Annotated in this window: 16 protein-coding genes; 13 read left to right on the plus strand and 3 right to left on the minus strand. The window is 56.6% G+C overall.

Annotation, left to right across the window (positions count from 1 at the left end):
• The first annotated feature begins 43 nt into the window (after positions 1-43).
• From DFG60_RS04695 to ligA, 7 genes are all read left to right on the plus strand, one after another.
• Positions 44-1,783 (plus strand): adenine deaminase C-terminal domain-containing protein, encoded by a 1,740-nt coding sequence (locus DFG60_RS04695; RefSeq protein WP_114570587.1) that lies wholly within the window; start codon positions 44-46, stop codon positions 1,781-1,783.
• A gap of 69 nt (positions 1,784-1,852) precedes the next feature.
• Complete coding sequence (locus DFG60_RS04700) at positions 1,853-2,167, plus strand: YerC/YecD family TrpR-related protein (RefSeq protein WP_114570588.1); 315 nt, start codon at positions 1,853-1,855, stop codon at positions 2,165-2,167.
• 36 nt (positions 2,168-2,203) lie between these two features.
• The gene (locus tag DFG60_RS04705) at positions 2,204-3,583 is read left to right on the plus strand and encodes a TrkH family potassium uptake protein (RefSeq protein ID WP_114570589.1); all 1,380 of its coding nucleotides are present in this window, start codon (positions 2,204-2,206) and stop codon (positions 3,581-3,583) included.
• A gap of 11 nt (positions 3,584-3,594) precedes the next feature.
• Positions 3,595-3,819, plus strand: coding sequence for a hypothetical protein (locus DFG60_RS04710; protein ID WP_114570590.1), 225 nt, complete (start codon positions 3,595-3,597; stop codon positions 3,817-3,819).
• Positions 3,820-3,902: 83 nt separating this feature from the next.
• Positions 3,903-4,586 (plus strand): heptaprenylglyceryl phosphate synthase, encoded by a 684-nt coding sequence (pcrB, locus tag DFG60_RS04715; RefSeq protein ID WP_456298204.1) that lies wholly within the window; start codon positions 3,903-3,905, stop codon positions 4,584-4,586.
• Between the two features lie 41 nt (positions 4,587-4,627).
• Entirely contained in the window at positions 4,628-6,838 is a 2,211-nt protein-coding gene (gene pcrA / locus DFG60_RS04720; protein ID WP_114570592.1) for a DNA helicase PcrA, read from the plus strand.
• 19 nt (positions 6,839-6,857) lie between these two features.
• Positions 6,858-8,849 carry an NAD-dependent DNA ligase LigA gene (gene ligA, locus DFG60_RS04725; RefSeq protein WP_114570593.1) on the plus strand — a complete coding sequence of 664 codons (1,992 nt, stop codon included), beginning with the start codon at positions 6,858-6,860 and terminating at the stop codon, positions 8,847-8,849.
• A 78-nt stretch (positions 8,850-8,927) separates the two neighbouring features.
• Here ligA and DFG60_RS04730 read toward each other — a convergent pair whose 3' ends face one another.
• Positions 8,928-10,358: a bifunctional metallophosphatase/5'-nucleotidase gene (locus DFG60_RS04730; protein ID WP_114570594.1), complete on the minus strand. Its 1,431-nt coding sequence runs from the start codon at positions 10,356-10,358 to the stop codon at positions 8,928-8,930.
• 68 nt (positions 10,359-10,426) lie between these two features.
• A complete protein-coding gene (locus DFG60_RS04735) occupies positions 10,427-11,014 on the minus strand; it encodes a class D sortase (protein WP_114570595.1) in 588 nt (195 codons plus the stop codon).
• A gap of 145 nt (positions 11,015-11,159) precedes the next feature.
• On the opposite strand from DFG60_RS04735, the gene DFG60_RS04740 reads away from it, so the two are divergent.
• The 5 genes from DFG60_RS04740 to DFG60_RS04760 all read left to right on the plus strand — a co-directional run bounded on the left by DFG60_RS04740 (position 11,160) and on the right by DFG60_RS04760 (position 16,895).
• Positions 11,160-12,338, plus strand: coding sequence for a CamS family sex pheromone protein (locus DFG60_RS04740; protein ID WP_114570596.1), 1,179 nt, complete (start codon positions 11,160-11,162; stop codon positions 12,336-12,338).
• Positions 12,339-12,497: 159 nt separating this feature from the next.
• Complete coding sequence (gene murQ / locus DFG60_RS04745) at positions 12,498-13,394, plus strand: N-acetylmuramic acid 6-phosphate etherase (protein WP_114570597.1); 897 nt, start codon at positions 12,498-12,500, stop codon at positions 13,392-13,394.
• Between the two features lie 3 nt (positions 13,395-13,397).
• The gene (locus tag DFG60_RS04750; protein ID WP_114570598.1) at positions 13,398-14,828 is read left to right on the plus strand and encodes a PTS transporter subunit EIIC; all 1,431 of its coding nucleotides are present in this window, start codon (positions 13,398-13,400) and stop codon (positions 14,826-14,828) included.
• Positions 14,829-14,860: 32 nt separating this feature from the next.
• Complete coding sequence (locus tag DFG60_RS04755) at positions 14,861-15,715, plus strand: MurR/RpiR family transcriptional regulator (protein ID WP_114570782.1); 855 nt, start codon at positions 14,861-14,863, stop codon at positions 15,713-15,715.
• 13 nt (positions 15,716-15,728) lie between these two features.
• Positions 15,729-16,895: a M20 metallopeptidase family protein gene (locus DFG60_RS04760; protein WP_114570599.1), complete on the plus strand. Its 1,167-nt coding sequence runs from the start codon at positions 15,729-15,731 to the stop codon at positions 16,893-16,895.
• Between the two features lie 65 nt (positions 16,896-16,960).
• Here DFG60_RS04760 and DFG60_RS04765 read toward each other — a convergent pair whose 3' ends face one another.
• Entirely contained in the window at positions 16,961-17,155 is a 195-nt protein-coding gene (locus tag DFG60_RS04765) for a YwbE family protein (RefSeq protein WP_114570600.1), read from the minus strand.
• 224 nt (positions 17,156-17,379) lie between these two features.
• On the opposite strand from DFG60_RS04765, the gene DFG60_RS04770 reads away from it, so the two are divergent.
• Positions 17,380-18,249 (plus strand): DnaJ C-terminal domain-containing protein, encoded by an 870-nt coding sequence (locus tag DFG60_RS04770; protein WP_114570601.1) that lies wholly within the window; start codon positions 17,380-17,382, stop codon positions 18,247-18,249.
• The last annotated feature ends 1 nt before the right edge of the window (position 18,250 follow it).

Consider the following 18,250-nt stretch of genomic DNA (forward strand, 5'->3'; position numbering starts at 1 on the left):
ATAAGAAAGCGTTTTCAATTTACATGAAGGAGGCTTTGCTTTCGTGAAAAAGAATTGTGGTCGTTCCCCGTGGACGAAATCTGAAGTACGGTCGCACCTGGATGTGATCGATGGAAAGCTTGCGCCGACGCTCGTGATTGAAAATGCGACCTACCTGAATCACGGCTTGAAGGCATGGAGAACGGCGAACATCTGGGTTTCTGGCGACCGGATCGCCTATGTCGGACCGGAATTGCCTGAGCAGGCAGACGAGTGGTATGATGCGGCAGGCAAATATGTCGTGCCGGGTTATATCGAACCGCATGCGCACCCGTTCCAGCTCTATAATCCGGCGACGCTCGCGAAATATGCGGCTGAGCGCGGAACGACGACTCTCGTCAACGATAACATGCTGCTTTTGCTTGAGCCGATCGAGCAAGCGTTTGCTCAACTGGAACGGCTGGCGGACTTGCCGACATCGATGTATTGGTGGGCACGGCTTGACGCCCAGACCGAGCTTGACCGGGATGCGATCCAGATCGACAACAAACGGGTACAGGCATGGCTGAAGCATCCTCAAGTCGTCCAGGCAGGGGAACTGACGGGATGGCCGCGGCTTTCTCAAGGCGACGACGAGCTGCTTCAATGGATGCAGGACACCGTCAAACTCGGAAAGCCGATCGAAGGCCATTTCCCGGGAGCCTCTGCGAAGACGTTGACGAAGATGGCGCTCTACGGTGTCGCGAGCGACCATGAGGCGATGACGGCCGAAGAGGCGATGACGCGGCTTGAACTCGGCTACATGACGACGATCCGCTATTCCTCGATTCGTCCGGACTTGCCGGACATCTTCCGTGGCATGCTTGAAGCCGGTCTGTCGAATTTCGATCAGCTGATGGTGACGACGGACGGTTCGACGCCGACTTTCTATTCGTCGGGCGTGATCGATGAAGTGATCCGCCTCATGCTCGAGGCAGGCGTCCCTGCTGAAGATGCTTACCGGATCGCTTCATTCAACGCGGCGCGACATTTCAATCTGGACCATCTGCTCGGCAGCATCGCGCCTGGACGTATCGCCCATTTGAACTTCCTGTCCTCGAAGGAAGAACCGTTGCCTGTCGATGTGCTCGCGCGCGGGACGTGGGTGCGGCGCGAGAACGTGCCGTGTTACCCATACGACAAAGTCGAGCAGGCAATGGAAGAGATGCCGGCGTCGTCGATCGGCGTCACGTTGACGGAAGGTGACTTCTCGTTCAGCATGCCGGTCGGTCTTGAGATGGTCAACTCCGTCATCATGAAGCTGTACCAGGTTCATCATGATACGAGCATGGAGACACTTCCATCGAATTGTGATGAATCGTTCCTGATGCTGCTCGACCGCGAAGGAAAGTGGCGCTTGAATACCGTCCTCAAAAACTTCGCGAAAGGCGTCGGAGGGCTCGTCAGCTCCTACTCGATCAGCGGAGACGTCCTGATGATCGGGAAGTCGAAGCGTGACATGCAGATTGCCTTCGAGCGGATGAAGGAGTTCGGGGGTGGCATCGTTCTCGTCGAAGACGGCGAAATCATATCTGAGATTCCGTTGACGCTGATGGGGCAGACATCGGATCTCGCACTCGAGGACTTGATTCGGGAAGAATCCGTGCTTCGGACAGCTCTGTTCGACCGGGGATATGCGTTCGATGATCCGATCTATACATTGCTCTTCCTCGCATCGACCCACCTCCCGTACGTCCGGATCACACCGCAAGGCATCTATGAAGTATTGCGCAAGAAGGTTCTCTTCCCCGCGATTCTGCGCTGATGCTTGAATTTTATATCGTCGCGCTTTAAACTATTAAAGAGCGATTCAAGTGGGAAAGGGAGTTACAATATGCAGCTTGATAAATTGCGCGGAAAAGAGCTTGACCAACTGTTCACGGCCATCATGAAGATGGATTCTGTCGAAGAATGTTATACGCTGTTCGATGACCTGGCGACGGTCAACGAGATCCAGGCGCTTGCCCAGCGTTTAGAAGTCGCGCGCCAACTACGGGAAGGCAGCACGTATCATAAGATCGAGAAGGCGACCGGAGCGTCGACTGCGACGATTTCGCGCGTCAAACGCTGCTTGAACTACGGTTCCGGCGGATATGACCTCGCCTTGACACGTCTCGGCGTAAAACAAGAAGAAGCGGCGGATAACTGAGGTTATCCGCTCTTTGTTTGAAGGGGGAGGCGCAAAGTGGATTATGCGCTGCAACATCGCATTCAGCATTTCATCAGGCGGCTGACGCCGATTCAGTCGCTCGTCATTCTATACAGCGTCGCAGTCGTCATCGGGGTCATACTGCTCGGTCTCCCGTGGTCGGTCAAGGAAGGATACGAGTGGGAGTTCACGGATCTCGTGTTCATGGCAGTCAGCTGTGTCAGCGTCACGGGACTGACGACGGTCCCGGTCGCGGACACGTTCACGACGTTCGGCTACTTCATGATCATGCTCCTCGTCCAAGTGAGCGGTATCGGGCTCATGTCGCTACATATCGGGATGTGGGTCCTGCTCGGGAAGCGGATTGGATTCCGCGAGCGGCAACTCGTCGTAAGGGACCAAAATCAGACGACGATGCAGGGGGTCGTCAAATACATCCGTGAGGTCATTTTGATCATCCTCGCGATTGAGGCGGTCGGAGCAATCATCCTCGGGCTCTACTACACGAAATATTTTCCGACGGTCGGGGAAGCGATGCTGCAAGGACTGTTCGGATCCGTCAGCGCGACGACGAACGCCGGATTCGACATCACGGGCGAGTCGCTCCTTCCGTTCCGTGGTGACCTGTTCGTCGTCTTCATGCAGATCGTCCTGCTGACGCTTGGAGCGATCGGCTTCCCTGTCCTCGTCGAGGTGCGGCGCTACATCTCGTACCACTTGACGCGCCAGGCGACGAAACAGCCGTATCACTTCTCGCTGTTCACGAAGCTGACGGCTTCGACGTTCTTCATCCTGATCCTGATCGGGACCGTCTTTTTGATGCTGTTCGAGTGGAACAACGCCTTCAAGGGACTTCCGATCGGCGAACAACTGGTCGATGCGCTCTTCCAGTCCGTGACGACACGGAACGGTGGTCTTACGACGGTCGACATCACGACGTTCTCGCAAGCATCGATCTTCCTGTTGTCGTTGCTCATGTTCATCGGGGCATCGCCGTCCTCGGTCGGCGGGGGGATTCGGACGACGACGTTCGCCGTCGCCGTGCTGAGTGTCGTCGCCTTCATCCGCGGGGAGCTCGGCATCAAGGTGTTCGGCCGCGAAATCGGTCTGTCCGACATTTGGAAAGCTTTCGTCGTCATCGTCGTCTCGGTCGCCGTGACGTTCGTCGGCGTCGTCATCCTGCTCGTCGCAGAGGATGCGCCGTTCCTGACGCTGTTCTTCGAAGCGTGTTCCGCGTTCGGGACGACAGGACTTTCCCTCGGGATCACGAGCGAATTGTCGAACGTCAGCAAGTGGACGCTCATCGTCCTCATGTTCATCGGACGGATCGGCGTCATCTCGTTCGTCCTCCTGCTGAAGGCGAACCAGCCGAAACGTAACTATAACTATCCGAAGGAATCCGTCATCATCGGTTAAGGAGGATTTCCATGCACCGCAAATTTTGGATCAATTTCGCCTACATCTTCTTCGTCCCGGCGCTGCCGTTCCTTGCACTCGTCAACGGAAGAGCCCTCTGTTCACCGGATTCGCCGTTGCTCGACGTCCCGGTGCTAGGATTCTTCCTTGCGAACCCATGGGCGTTCGTCCCGCTCTATGCGCTGTTCGCATTGTCGCTCGCGTCGATGTTCACGAGACGGGCGGAGACGGACTGAGAAAGTGACCTATCCTGCCGGCGCAGGATAGGTTTTTGTTTTATAATCGAGACAGGAAACTTCAAGGAAGGGTGAATGATTTGCTGTTACCATATAACGAATGGCGCCATGTGTTTAAGCTCGATCCCGCCAAGGAGATCGATGAGGACGCGCTGAAGCGGATCGCGACGTCAGGGACGGATGCGATCATCGTCGGCGGTACGGACGACATCACGCTCGACGCGACGCTTGATCTTTTGATGCGCTTGCGCCGTTACGCCGTTGCCGTCGCACTCGAGGTGTCGGAACTGAAGGCGGCGACGATGGGGTTCGACGCCTATCTCGCTCCTAGCGTCCTCAATAGCGGAAAGCTTGAGTACGTCGTCGGAAAGCAGGTCGAGGCGCTCGAAGAGGTCGGGCACATGCTCGCCCACGCGGACCTCGTCGGCGAAGGATACATCGTGCTCAATCCGGAGGCCAAGGTCGCACGTCTGACCGAAGCGAAGGTGTTGACGGAGACGGATCAAATCACGGCTTACGCGCAACTCGCGGATTCCGTCTTCCGTCTTCCGGTCGTCTATCTCGAATACAGCGGTGTGTACGGTGATCCGGAAGTCGTCCGTCAGGTGAAGGGTGTCCTGAGACAGGCGCGCCTCTTCTATGGGGGCGGAATCGATTCCGCGGAGCGTGCTCGCGAGATGGGAAAATACGCGGACACGATCGTCGTCGGCAACGTCATCTATGATGATCTCGAAGCCGCTCTTGCCACGGTGGCAGCGGCACGATAAAATAAGAACAAAAGTTCGTAAACAAGAAATGAGGATATCCTATGTATAACTTGAGTGAAGAACTCGTCAAGGGGTTGAACCCCGAACAGGCAGCAGCCGTCAAACATACGGAAGGACCGCTGTTGATCATGGCAGGAGCAGGGTCAGGGAAGACCCGTGTCCTGACGCACCGCGTCGCCTACTTGATGGCGGCGAAACAGGTCGCGCCGTGGAACATCCTCGCGATCACGTTCACGAACAAGGCTGCCCGCGAGATGAAGGACCGGATCAGCCGTCTCGTCGGCGGTGTCGCTGACGACATCTGGGTCTCGACGTTCCACTCGATGTGCGTACGGATGCTGCGACGTGATATCGATCAGCTCGGGTACGACCGGAACTTCACGATCCTCGACTCGAGTGATCAGCAGTCCGCGATCAAGCTCGTGCTCAAGGAGCAGAACCTCGATCCGAAAAAATGGGAGCCACGGTCGATGCTCGCCATCATCTCGAGCCAGAAGAACGAACTGCGCGGACCTGAGGCGTATGCAGCAATCGCTACAGGACCTTATGAGAAGGTCGTCGCTGATGTCTACAAAGGGTATGAAGCGGTTCTCCGCCGCAACAATGCGCTCGACTTCGACGACCTGATCGGCAAGACGACGGAACTGTTCAAGGCAAGCCCTGAGACGCTCGCCTTCTATCAGAAGAAGTTCCGCTACATCCACGTCGACGAGTACCAGGATACGAACAAGGCACAGTATGACCTCGTCAACCAGCTCGCTGCCGCGCACCATAACCTGTGCGTCGTCGGTGACTCCGACCAGTCGATCTACCGCTGGCGCGGTGCGGATATCGGGAACATCCTCTCGTTCGAAGAAGACTATCCGGAGACGGAAGTCATCCTGCTCGAGCAGAACTATCGCTCGACGAAACGGATTCTTGATGCGGCGAACCACGTCATCAAGAACAACAGTACGCGTAAGGACAAGAAGCTCTGGACGGACAATCTCGAAGGAGAGAAGCTTGTCGTCCATACGGCCGAGAACGAACGGGACGAAGCATTCTACATCGTCCAGCAGATCCGGAACGCGATGCGCTACGGGATGCGACTGAACGAAATCGCGATCCTTTACCGGACGAACGCCCAGTCGCGTGCGATCGAGGAGACGCTCCTCAAATCGAACGTCCCGTACAAGATGATCGGCGGGACGAAGTTCTACGACCGTAAAGAGATCAAGGACGTCCTTGCGTACCTTCGGCTCATCTCGAACCCGAACGAGGATCTGTCGTTCGCTCGGATCGTCAACGAGCCGAAGCGCGGCATCGGGGCGACGACGATCGATAAACTGCGCGATTTCGCGGACCTCCAAGGCGTGTCGCTGATGGAGGCGATCCGTGACATCGAGCTCTCGAGCATCGCGCCTAAGACGGCAGCCAAGCTGACCGACTTCCGTGACATGATCAACGGATTGCGCCAGATGCAGGAATTCCTCAGCCTGTCGGAACTCGTCGAGGAAGTGCTCGAGAAGACAGGTTACCGTGCGGTCCTCAAGGAAGAAAAGACGCTCGAGGCGCAGAGTCGGCTCGAGAACATCAACGAGTTCATCACGGTCGCTCAGAACTTCGAGAAGGAATCGGATGATAAGTCGATCATCGCCTTCCTGACGGACTTGACGCTCGTCGCGGACGTCGATTCGCTTGACGAGTCGGACCCGGGTGAGCAGGTGACATTGATGACACTCCACTCGGCGAAAGGTCTTGAGTTCCCGGTCGTCTTCCTGATCGGGATGGAAGAGGGACTCTTCCCGCACAGCCGTGCGCTTCAGGAAGAGGACGAGATGGAAGAGGAACGCCGCCTCGCCTATGTCGGGATCACACGGGCGGAAAAACGTCTTTACTTGACGCACGCCCGCATGCGCTCACTTTACGGAAAGACGAACGCGAACCGCGAATCCCGCTTCCTCGCTGAACTTCCGGAAGAGGTGCTCGAGCGGACCGGATCGAAACCGAAGCCGCTCCCGTGGGAGGACAAACCGCTTCCGCAAGCGAAGGCGATCGTCGGGCGGACGGCGACGAAGTCACGCACCATGCAATCGTCGGGTGCGGAAGGACTTGCCTGGAACGTCGGCGACAAGGCGGAGCATGGAAAATGGGGAATCGGAACGGTCGTGCAGACGCGCGGCACAGGTGATCAGCTTGAAATCGACATCGCCTTCCCTGCGGTAGGCGTCAAACGTCTGCTCGCGAAATTCGCGCCGATCAAAAAAGTGTGAAGTGGAAGGGGTGTTCAGGATGGAAGTGAAGGACCGGATAGAGGAACTGCGCCGGCTGCTCGAACAGTACGGCTATGAATACTACGTTCTTGACCGTCCGACGGTACCGGACAGCGAGTATGACCGTTTGCTCCGGGAACTGACGGAGCTCGAGGCTGAGAACCCTGAATGGATCACGCCGGATTCACCGACGCAGCGTGTCGGTGCGGCGCCGCTCGACGCCTTTAATAAGGTGACGCACGACTTGCCGATGCTGTCGCTCGGGAACGTCTTCGATGAGGAAGAAATCCGGGAATGGGTCGAACGGATCGAGCGGTCGCTCGGCCGTTCGACGACGTATGTGGCGGAACTGAAGTTCGACGGTCTGGCCATCTCATTGAAATATGAGGAAGGGCGATTCGTCCGCGGCGCGACGCGCGGGGACGGGACGGTCGGCGAGGACATCACGCAGAACCTGCGGACGATCAAGGCTCTTCCGCTTCGCCTGCGCGACGCGGAGACGGTCGAGGTCAGAGGCGAGGCCTACATGCCGAAACGTTCGTTCGAAGCTTTGAACGAGGAGCGGGAGGCAAATGAGGAACCGCTTTTCGCGAACCCGCGCAACGCAGCTGCCGGAAGTCTCCGACAGCTCGATTCCTCGATCACCGCTTCACGCAACCTGTCGCTGTTCGCTTACGGAGTAGGAATCAATACGCTCGCCGCCCGTTCGCACAGTGAGGCGATGAAGGAGCTCTCCCGGCTCGGCTTCCCGGTCAACCAGGAAATGCGGACGTGTGAGACGGTCGAGGAGATTCTCGATTTCATCCATCACTGGACGACGGAACGGCCGAACTTGCCGTATGAGATCGACGGAGTCGTCCTCAAAGTCGACCGCTACGACGATCAGGAGGAGCTCGGTTTCACGGCGAAGAGTCCCCGATTCGCGACAGCGTACAAGTTTCCGGCTGAAGAAGTGATGACGACGGTCGAAGACGTCGACTTCAGCGTCGGACGGACGGGGAAAGTGACGCCGCGGGCGCGCTTCTCGCCGGTCGTCGTCGCCGGGTCGACCGTGACATACGCGACGCTCCACAATGCCGACTTCATCAAGGAGAAGGACATCCGCCTGCACGACAAGGTCATCATCAAGAAGGCAGGAGATGTGATTCCTGCCGTCGTCAGCGTCGTGACGTCGGAACGTTCTGGAACGGAAGCGGAAATCGAGTTCCCTGAACGGTGTCCGGCCTGTTCGTCGGAACTCGTCCGGCTCGAGGGCGAGGCGGATATCCGCTGTGTCAGCCCGGAATGTCCGGCACAGCTCGTCGAAGGAATGATCCATTTCGTCTCGCGTACAGCGATGAACATCGATGGACTGGGCGAGAAGGTCGTCCGTCAACTTTATGATAAGGGAGCGATCCATACGGTCGCTGACCTTTACCGCCTCGACCGGGAGGAACTCTTGACGTACGAACGGATGGGTGAGACGTCGGTCGACAAGTTGCTCGCTGCCGTCGATGCCTCAAAAGGCAACTCGCTCGAGCGTCTTCTGTTCGGTCTCGGCATCCGGCTCGTCGGCCAGAAGGCGGCCTATCTGCTCGCGGAACGGTTCGAGACGATGGAAGGCATCGCACAAGCGACATATGATGATATCCTCGCGATCGAAGGCGTAGGAAGTAAAATCGCCGACTCGGTCAAGCAGTACTTCGACCATCCGGAGGCGCAACATCTCGTCGCGGACCTCGCCGGGCTCGGTCTCAACCAACGTTTCCTTGGTCAGAAAGTGGACCATGCGAACGCACCGCTCGCCGGCAAGACGATCGTCCTGACCGGAACGCTTGAATCGCTCAAACGTTCCGAGGCCGGGAAACGGCTCCAGGCGCTCGGAGCGGACGTCACGGGCAGCGTCAGCAAGAAGACGGACATCCTCGTCGCCGGTGAGAAGGCGGGTTCGAAGCTGACGAAGGCAGAGACGCTCGGCATCGAGATATGGGATGAGACGCGACTGTTGTCAGAGCTTGCGAAGTACGAATAACGAAAACGACATCAAAAACCGCTCGTGCACAGATACAGAGGGCCTGATTCCCATCTCTATCGTCTCGAGCGGTTTTTATCATATCGTATGGATCTGTTTCGTCGAATCGAGTTCCAGTCCGCTTGGATGTTCAGCCAAATAGTTACGGATTGCTGTATGGGCATCGACGCCGAGGACATGCCGGTCTTCCTGGAACTTCTTCAACACCTGTTCGCCGCCACCTGCGACCGTATAGCGCTTTTTCAAATCGATCGGAGATCCTCCGATTTCGAGGAATTGAATCCTCGCTCCGGCTGGATTGTATGGTTTGAAGGCCATCGACAAGTTTGACGACCGGAGGACGTAGCCGCCTTTTTGTTCGAAGGCATCCGCTGAAAAGATCTGCTCCAGGTTGTTCTCGAGGGCTCGCAGGATGTCACGCCCTTCAAGTTCCATTTGAAAAAGCTTTGGGTTGGTCGGGATGATGTTATACAAATCACCGGTCGTCAACGTTCCGGGAAGGACGGGCACACCGTATCGCCAGCCGTGGGAGAAGGTGACATCGGCTCCTGTCGCATGCAGATAGGAGTCCGTGATCAGCCGATCCATCGGTGCCTCCGTAAGCGTCATCCGGTGGAGAGGTGTCTTAATTGACCCGACCTCCTCCTGCAGACTCGCTTCGAACGGTCGGCGAAGGAAGCTGATCAACTCATCCATCTCCGGATCGGGCGGATGGGCCTCCGCATACAGCGGAATCAACTTATAGGAGAGGTCGGTGATCTTTCTTGATTCGATCGAAAGGTCGAGACGTCCGAGGAAGGAGGCACTCGATCCCGCCTGGACGATCCAGGTCTCACCGACTTGGACCGGCCGTTCGATCCGGTCATGACTGTGACCGCTCAGGACGATGTCGATGCCGGGAACGAGCGAAGCGAGCTTCGCATCAAGAGGAAATCCCATATGACTGATCAGAACGATGATATCGGCCTTCTCCTCAATCCTCAGTTTCGGCAGGAGACCAGCAAGCTCTTCCGTCCCGAGCGAGAATGAGAGCCCTTCCGAAAAAGAAGGAGGCATCGTTGCTGCGGTATGAGGGTAGGTCAATCCGACGAGCGCGACGCGAAGTCCTGAGAATTCCTTGATGACGTAAGGAGAAAGATAATCGGGCGAAGGAGCGACATTCGCCGCAAGGACAGGGAACTGCAGCCCCTTCGCGAGTTCAGCTAACCGCCCCGCCCCGTAGGCGAAATCCCAGTTTCCAGGCACCATCGCGTCGAGACCGAGCCGGTTCAGCAGCTCGACCATGACACTGCCTCTTGTGAGGAGGAGAGGCCCCGACCCATGGAAGACATCCCCTCCGTCGACATAGAGCAGGTGCTCCGACTCTTCGCGGGCCTCTTTGACATAAGCCGCGATGCGGGCGAGTCCTCCCGTCTCGCGGTACTCAGGTTGACCGGTCCGCCAGAAGAATTCCGGATGGCTTTGCAGCGCTCCGTGCGTATCATTTTGCTGGATGATCGTCAGTTTCATTGGGAATCGTCTCCTTTACAGATACTAGGTACGGTATTCCCGGTACGGTCCCGCTTCGAAACCCGTGTTCAATCGAGACGTTCCGTTTTGACCAGCGTCCCCTGTTTGATCAGACGGTTCGCCGCCGTGTCGGGCGGGTCGCAGGTGATGAGGGTGATCATCGGTTTTGCGACTTCCTGATCCAGCACTTCGATCGCGGTCGGCTTGACGAGGAACGAGCGGGAGATCCTGTATGTATGACGCGCCTTCTTCGTCGTGACGATGACCTCATCGCCTGCCTTGACCTCAGGCAAACGATTGAAATGGAGTCCTTCCGTGTAGCTGCGATGTCCTGCGAGCGCATAGTTGGCCTGGCCCGGCTTCCCTGCCTGTTCGACGTGCCCGATACTCTTGTCGAGCGTCGCGACGTCGGCCCCTTCGAGGATGACCTGTTCGAAATCGATCGAAGGGATGGTGAGCAGTGCATCACCCTTCGATGCTGTCTTTTTCTTCGTTTCCTTCGCCTCGACGTTCGCGAGGCTCTCTTCCCACTGCCGCTCGAGTTTCTGCTGCTTCTCTTGCGCGAAATGGCGTGAGACGGCAGGGGTGAGCAGCAGAGCGATGCCGATCAGGAGAAGTGCCGCTCCGACTATGCGGGGGCGTGTCCATCTTTTCATTTCGTATCCTCTCACTTTCGTATAGTCCTTACCATTATGATACGCTGGAACGTTTTTTGAAAAAAGGGGGAAAGTCTTCCTTCCCCGAGGGAAAAGGGTTCTGTTATGATAGAGGCAACGATTTTGAAACTAGAGGTGCGAGGAAATGAGACATAAGAAATGGGTGGCCATCACGATGATGAGCACACTGTTGCTAGGCGCGTGTTCGTTTGATCTATCTCAAGACGATACGAAAGAAGTCATCACCGAGAGTGAGCAGGGCAAGGAAGTCCAGGCGGTCGTCAGTCCGGCGATCGATACGACGGATTCCTATTACCGTACGGTTCTCCCGTTTCGTCCGAGCGTCGCGCGAGGGATGATGCAGAAACGGGTCAGTTCAAGGCTTGAGCTGGACGAGATCGAGACGGGATTGATGCGTCACTCGACAGATGTCTTCGCACCGGATAAGTACTATTATCAGGAAGGTCAGCTGCTTGAAGCGGAACAGATCGCAAAATGGCTTCTCCGTAAAGGAAAGACAGACGCTGAAGGCGCGAGCGATCCGGAAGGCCTGAATCCGGCCTATGCCGGGGGCAAGGACTACAAAGAGAAGAACCAGAAGACTCCGATGGTCCTTTCGCATATCCTCGAGCAGGACTACATGCTCGAGGAGGACAAGAAACTTGAGCTTGGCGGCGTCTCGGTAGCGCTCGTCCTGAACAGTGAGTACGTCTTCCAGGACGTGAACTACGGTCCGACGTATACGGTGAAGCTCGACCAGAAGAAGGTAGTCGAACAAGGGAAGGCGATCGCGAACGAACTCGTCAAGAAGATGCGAAAGACGGACGGATTGAAGACGGCGCCGCTCCATATCGCACTCTATCTTCAAGAGGCGCAGGGTTCCCCGGTCTCTGGTCATTATCTGTCTTCCGCCTTCATCGGACGGGGCAACAAGATCAGTGACAACGACTGGAAGAACTACGATGAAAAGTATTACTATTACCCGTCGGCAGAAGCGACGGACAAGGTCCGTGATGATGCCGCGAAGTTCGATCTGTTCAAGGACCGCCTCGAGGATTACTTCCCGAACTACACAGGGATGATCGGCGAAGGTTTCTATCAGGAAGGCGAGCTGAAGAAGCTTGAAATCAAAGTACCCGTGCAGTTCTACGGTAAGGCAGAGCTCGTCGCCTTCATTCAGTACATGACCTATCTGCTTGAGAAGCGATGGGAATACAGCCGTGAAGTCCCGACGACGATCACCGTGACGAACTTGAATGGTGATACGGAAGCGATGCTGTTCCTCGATCCGGACGAAAGTAAGGCACAAGTTCATATTCGCTGATCTACGAAGATAAGGAGGTATCCGTGAGAAATCATGGGTGCCTCCTTTTTTGTTCCTTTGGTGAAACATACAGCCTGAAATTTGAAATTTAGTTTTATGAAGCGTAGACTGGAGGAAACATACAGATTTTTCAGAAAAATCTGATCGGGGGCATTCAGGATGCGAAACAGATTGACGACGGAAGGGCCGAACACCCGGACGGCCGAGCTCGATCTGATGTCGACGAAGGAGCTGATCGAGGTCATGAACGAGGAGGATGCGAGCGTAGCGAAAGCGGTCAGACGGGTGTTTCCTGATATTGAAGCAGCAGTGGAACGCATCATCGCCCGTTTAAGGATCGGTGGAAGAATCATCTATATCGGTGCAGGAACGAGCGGACGGATCGCCACGCTCGACGCTGCAGAATGTCCGCCGACGTTCGGTGTCGGAAGCGGGGAAGTAGTCGCCCTGGTAGCCGGAGGAGATGCCGCCTTGTTTGAAACGGTCGAAGGAGCGGAAGATGACACGGATGCAGCGAGCGTTGATTTGACGGATATCGGACTGACCCGTGATGACGTCGTGATCGGAATCGCAGCAAGCGGCAGGACGCCTTACGTGCTGGCCGGACTGATTCACGCGAAGGCGGTCGGGGCAGAGACGATTGCCGTCTCCTGCAATCGGGACGCCTTGATCAGCAGGGAGGCACAAGTGGCGATCGAGGTCGAGACAGGTCCGGAAATTTTGACGGGGTCGACTCGGCTGAAGGCAGGGACTGCCCAAAAGATGATCTGCAACATGTTGTCGACGGCCTCGATGGTCGGGACCGGAAAGGTGTACGGGAATTTGATGGTGGATGTTCGACCGACGAACCTCAAACTCGTTGAACGCTCGAGAGCAATCGTCATGGAGGCGACGGGCTGTGACGCCCCGACGGCAGTCGCTGCATTGACGAAAACGAACGGTGTACCGAAGCAGGCGATCGTCATGCTGCTTGGGGATATCGATGCGGAAGAAGCGGGCGAGCGCTTGAGACTTGCGGGGGGATCGGTCCGCTCTGCGTTGTCCGGAAAGGAGTAGGCGATGGTGGATCATCTTCAGTTGGCCGAACGATTGCTCCATGCCCTCGGAGGGGCAGGGAACGTCAAGGAGGTCACTCACTGTATGACGCGTTTGCGGGTCGAGACGCACGACTTGGGAAAAATCGACGAAAGAGCAATCGCAGAGGAATCGGAAGTACTCGGAGTCGTCAAGGATGAACAGTATCAAATCATACTTGGACCAAAGACGGCTCAGCGCGTAGCGGAAGAAATCCGATCACTGCTCGAAGGGAGACGGGAAGGCGGTGTTGCCGGGATCTTTTCGAAACGGGGCGATACGGCAACGAGCCATTTTTTGCGAAGGATAGGCAACATCTTCATTCCGCTCATCCTTCCGCTGATCGGGGCTGGCCTGATCACGGGACTCGCAGGCATCTTGAAGAACGTCCTTGCCGTCAGTGGAGGCGGGCCATTCCTGTCTGCGCTTGCGTCGGTCGTGTCCGTCATCGGATCAGCTTTCTTCGCCTTCCTGACGATATTCGCAGGGGTCTTTGCGGCGAAGGAGTTCGGAGGGACGCCGGCTCTCGGTGGTGCGGTTGCTGCCATCATCGTCTATCCGGGCGTCTCAGACATCTCCTACAGTCTTCCGATGTTTGGGACGATCGTACTCAGTCCGGGACAAGGAGGGATGATTGGAGCCGTCCTTGCTGCAGTCCTGGTCTCGTTGCTCGAACAACGAATCCGGCGAAAAGTGCCGGAGACGCTCGATCTGCTCGTGACGCCAACGCTTGCGTTGCTGATTGCAGGAATCGTGACCCTGTTCGTTCTGATGCCTGTTGCAGGAAAGCTTTCAGAGCTGATTGGCGAGATGACGGTTTCGTTGCTTGCCCACGGCGGGGTGCTGACAGGGTTCGTGCTGGCGGCGACATTCTTGCCGGTCGTCATGCTCGGACTGCATCAGGCGCTCATCCCTCTTCACTTCGAGCTGATCAACCAGTATGGTTCGACGCCTCTCTTTCCGATTCTCGCGATGGCGGGCGCCGGGCAGGTCGGCGCTGTAATAGCTGTCTATCTGAAGCTGAAACATAACGATGGTATCCGTAAAAGAATACGCGGAATCCTGCCAGTCGGTCTGCTCGGAATCGGCGAGCCGCTCATCTACGGTATCTCCTTGCCGCTCGGCCGTCCGTTCGTGACAGCTTGCCTTGGCGGAGGATTTGGCGGGGCATTCATCGGCTTCTTCGCGATGCAGGGGGATCATATCGGATCGCTCGCGATCGGTCCGTCCGGATTGACGTTGATTCCGCTTGTTACGGGACCGCTCGGATCGTACACGTCCGCACTCTTGTACATCACCGGACTTTTGATTGCCTACGTTGCGGGCTTTATTCTGACATATCTGTTCGGTTTTACGAAAGCGATGCTTTCAATCCATAATACCCGGGAAGATGACACTTGGCATAATGGTGCTTGATGATTTTCGCAAAAATGAGAGGAATTGATGAAATGACTGGTGGAATTTTTTCGCAGATCGAGACGGTCGAGGCCGAATTGCCACTCTCTTCCCGCAAGGTGGCGCAGTATGTATTGGATCACACACAAGAGATTGCGGGAATGACGATACATGAACTTGCCTTGAAGTCCGGCGCAAGCGCGGCGGCAGTCGTCCGTTTTTGCCGTGCGCTCGGTCTGAAAGGGTACCCGGAGCTTCGTATGCGAATCTCCGCCGATACGGCTCGCACGGATTTTTATGGGTATCATGACATCGAGGAAGATGAAAAAACGAAGGATATTCTGCAAAAGACGCTCAGCAACAGCGTTCAAGCGCTTCAGGATACGGCCGATCTGATGAATGAGCGGAGAATCACTGAAGCAGTGGAACTTATCGAAGAAGCACGCGTGCTCTACTTCTATGGCATTGGCGGCTCATACGTCGTCGCGATAGATGCCGCACAAAAGTGGACGCGGCTTGGGAAGGTGAGTGTTCAGGAGTCCGATCAGCATCTGCTTGCGACGGCGCTCGCGAACGCAAGTACGGAGGACGTCCTGTTTGCGATCTCCTACAGCGGCGAGACGGAAGAAGTGATTGAACTGATGCGCCTTGCGCAGGAACGCGGACTGAAGATCATCAGCCTGACCAGATTCGGGGACAATCGGATCAGCAGCTTGGCCGACGTAGCGATTTGGACGTCACGGGCTCCGGAAGCGCCGCTCAGAAGTGCGGCACTCAGCTCGCGGCTTGCGCAGCTATTCGCAATCGACGTCCTGTTCCTGTCCTACGCCTCAAGACGATACAGCGATACGATCGAACGGCTGCAAAATACACGGGACGCCGTCAAGAGCCTGAACCGGAGAAAATAGGGGGGATTTCATCATGGATCGAAACAGTCTGCTTGAAGAACTGGAGGCGCTCTATCCGGAGATGGTCGGGACGAGGCGCTATCTGCACCAGCATCCTGAACTGTCCTTCGAGGAGGTCGAGACGCCGAAGTTCATCGCAGGGCAATTGAAGGAACTCGGAATCGAAGTGCAGACGGGCGTCGGAAAAAGGGGAGTCGTCGGACGTCTTCATGGCAAGCCGGGCAAGACTGTCGCACTGCGTGCGGATTTTGATGCCTTGCCGATCGAAGACGAAAAGGATGTGATCTACCGGTCGACGGTGCCAGGTGTCATGCATGCCTGCGGACACGACGGTCATACGGCGACGCTGCTCGCGGTCGCGATGATTCTCTCGCGGCATCGACAGGACTTGAAGGGAAACGTCGTCTTCATCCATCAGCACGCCGAGGAGGTCGTTCCCGGAGGGGCGCGCGAGATGATCGCGGATGGATGCCTCGACGGCGTCGATGCGATATTCGGTACACACCTTTGGTCGAAGACCGATTTCGGGAAAGTCGGATGCCGCACCGGCCCGGTGATGGCTGCGGCGGATAAGTTCACGCTGACGGTTCATGGAAGAGGCGGGCACGGCGCGAAACCGCACGAGACGATCGATGCCGTCGTACTCGGCGCGACGATCGTCAAGGAGCTCCAGCAAATCGTCAGCCGGCGTGTCGATCCCCTGAAACAGGCTGTCTTGACGATCGGCTCGTTCCATTCCGGGAACACGTTCAATGTGATCGCCGACAAGGCGGAACTCTCCGGGACCGTTCGCTCGTTCGAGCGGGCTGTCGCGGACCAAATCGCGATGGAGATGGAGCGGATCATCAAGGCGATGTGCGAGTCGGCAGGGGCGACGTATACGTTCCATTTCGAGAAGGGATATCCGGCCGTCGTCAATCACGCGGATGAGACGGAACTCGTCCGCAAAGCTGCGGAGCAGGTCGTAGGGGCGGAGAACGTGTTCGAGGTGACGCCGAGTATGGGGGGAGAGGACTTCGCCTACTATCTCGAGCAGGTTCCGGGGACCTTCTTCTTTACAGGTGCGGGTCACGCGGAAGCTTATCCCCATCATCATCCGAAGTTCGACATCGAGGAAGGCGCGATGCTGATCGCTGCGAAGACGCTTCTTCTTGCGACGCTCGACTACCTGGAAAGTTAAAAAGGACCACAGACGATGTCTGTGGTCCGTTGATGGCGTCTCCTTCGGGGACGCCATTTTCAGTTTCAACCGAGTATTTCCTGGACGCGCCCGACTTGACCGTCTTCCAAGCGGACCTTGATGCCGTGGGGGTGGTTCGGCGACTTCGTCAAGAGATCCTTGACGATGCCTTCCGTGCGCTTGCCCGTCCGCTGATCCTGCTTCAGGACGATGCTGACCCGCTGTCCGATTTTGACGTCGGTTCTTTTCTTTCCATCCATTTCGTTCAGTCCCTTCGTGTTGCTTCATATCAACAGTATAGCATCCGATCCGGTCGATGGAACTTGTTTCGTCCGGACGACGTAGAACATAGTGGATTTACGGTGATTCAAGGGTAAAGAGGGATGAGGATGAATCGTCAAAATATAGTTTGACCATATTTGACCAAAGGGTGACCTGCACTTTATACTTACCTTAATAGAAATGATGGAAGGACTGAAGTGAGATGGCGAAAGATTATTATCAAGCGCTCGGTCTGAGCAAAGAGGCGAGCACCCAGGATATCAAGCGGGCGTATCGGAAGCTCGCCAAGCAATATCATCCGGACGTCAACAAGGACAAGGGGGCTGACGCACGCTTCAAGGAAATCCAGCATGCATTCGACGTGCTCGGCGATGAGGAGAAGCGGGCTCAATATGACCGGTACGGTGCAGACTTCGAACGGATGGGAGCAGGTGGCGGATACGAGCAGCAAACAGACTACGAGGACCTGTTCCGGCAGTTCGGAGGCGGCCGCAGCCGCACGCAATCCCAGTCCTTCGGATTCGAGGACATGTTCGGCTCGTTCTTCAACCAGGCGCCGTTCGAGGAGGAGATTGACGAGTCGCTTGATGTGACCGTCACGCTCGGCCGGGTCAGCAGCGGAGAAAAAATCGCGATCCGTCTTCCGACCGGGACCGTCCACATGAACTTGCCGAAGGATCTGTATGACGGCAAGAAGATGCGCCTGCGCGGAAAGAGTTCGCAGCGCAACAGGCAGGGTGTGCACGGGGACGTCTACGTGACGATCCATTTGAAGGATGACGAGCAGTTCCGGCGTGATGGTGACGATGTCATCTCGACCGTCCGGGTCTACCCGACGACGCTCGTTCTCGGCGGAGACGTCCTCGCCTCGACGCTCGACGGCAAGAAGATCAAGCTGAAGGTCAAACCGGGTACGAAACCGGGGGCGCGCCTGCGCGTGCCGCATCGCGGGCTCAGCAACAAAGAGGGCCACAAGGGTGCGCTGCTCGTCCAGCTCGAGGTGAAGCTGCCTGAGATGGAGCGTTCGTTTTATGAGGAATGGGAACAACGATTATCTGTTAAGGAGCGATGAA

It is taken from the genome of Exiguobacterium flavidum (genome assembly GCF_003344535.1).
Lineage (GTDB): Bacteria > Bacillota > Bacilli > Exiguobacteriales > Exiguobacteriaceae > Exiguobacterium_A > Exiguobacterium_A flavidum.

What these genes read in the sequence shown, in the direction of transcription:
- DFG60_RS04700 (WP_114570588.1), top strand. Translation starts at nt 1,853, where the DNA reads ATGCAGCTTGATAAATTGCGCGGAAAAGAGCTTGACCAACTGTTCACG.
- DFG60_RS04710 (WP_114570590.1), top strand. Translation starts at nt 3,595, where the DNA reads ATGCACCGCAAATTTTGGATCAATTTCGCCTACATCTTCTTCGTCCCG.
- pcrA (WP_114570592.1), top strand. Translation starts at nt 4,628, where the DNA reads ATGTATAACTTGAGTGAAGAACTCGTCAAGGGGTTGAACCCCGAACAG.
- ligA (WP_114570593.1), top strand. Translation starts at nt 6,858, where the DNA reads ATGGAAGTGAAGGACCGGATAGAGGAACTGCGCCGGCTGCTCGAACAG.
- DFG60_RS04730 (WP_114570594.1), bottom strand. Translation starts at nt 10,358, where the DNA reads ATGAAACTGACGATCATCCAGCAAAATGATACGCACGGAGCGCTGCAA.
- DFG60_RS04735 (WP_114570595.1), bottom strand. Translation starts at nt 11,014, where the DNA reads ATGAAAAGATGGACACGCCCCCGCATAGTCGGAGCGGCACTTCTCCTG.
- DFG60_RS04740 (WP_114570596.1), top strand. Translation starts at nt 11,160, where the DNA reads ATGAGACATAAGAAATGGGTGGCCATCACGATGATGAGCACACTGTTG.
- murQ (WP_114570597.1), top strand. Translation starts at nt 12,498, where the DNA reads ATGCGAAACAGATTGACGACGGAAGGGCCGAACACCCGGACGGCCGAG.
- DFG60_RS04750 (WP_114570598.1), top strand. Translation starts at nt 13,398, where the DNA reads ATGGTGGATCATCTTCAGTTGGCCGAACGATTGCTCCATGCCCTCGGA.
- DFG60_RS04755 (WP_114570782.1), top strand. Translation starts at nt 14,861, where the DNA reads ATGACTGGTGGAATTTTTTCGCAGATCGAGACGGTCGAGGCCGAATTG.
- DFG60_RS04760 (WP_114570599.1), top strand. Translation starts at nt 15,729, where the DNA reads ATGGATCGAAACAGTCTGCTTGAAGAACTGGAGGCGCTCTATCCGGAG.
- DFG60_RS04765 (WP_114570600.1), bottom strand. Translation starts at nt 17,155, where the DNA reads ATGGATGGAAAGAAAAGAACCGACGTCAAAATCGGACAGCGGGTCAGC.
- DFG60_RS04770 (WP_114570601.1), top strand. Translation starts at nt 17,380, where the DNA reads ATGGCGAAAGATTATTATCAAGCGCTCGGTCTGAGCAAAGAGGCGAGC.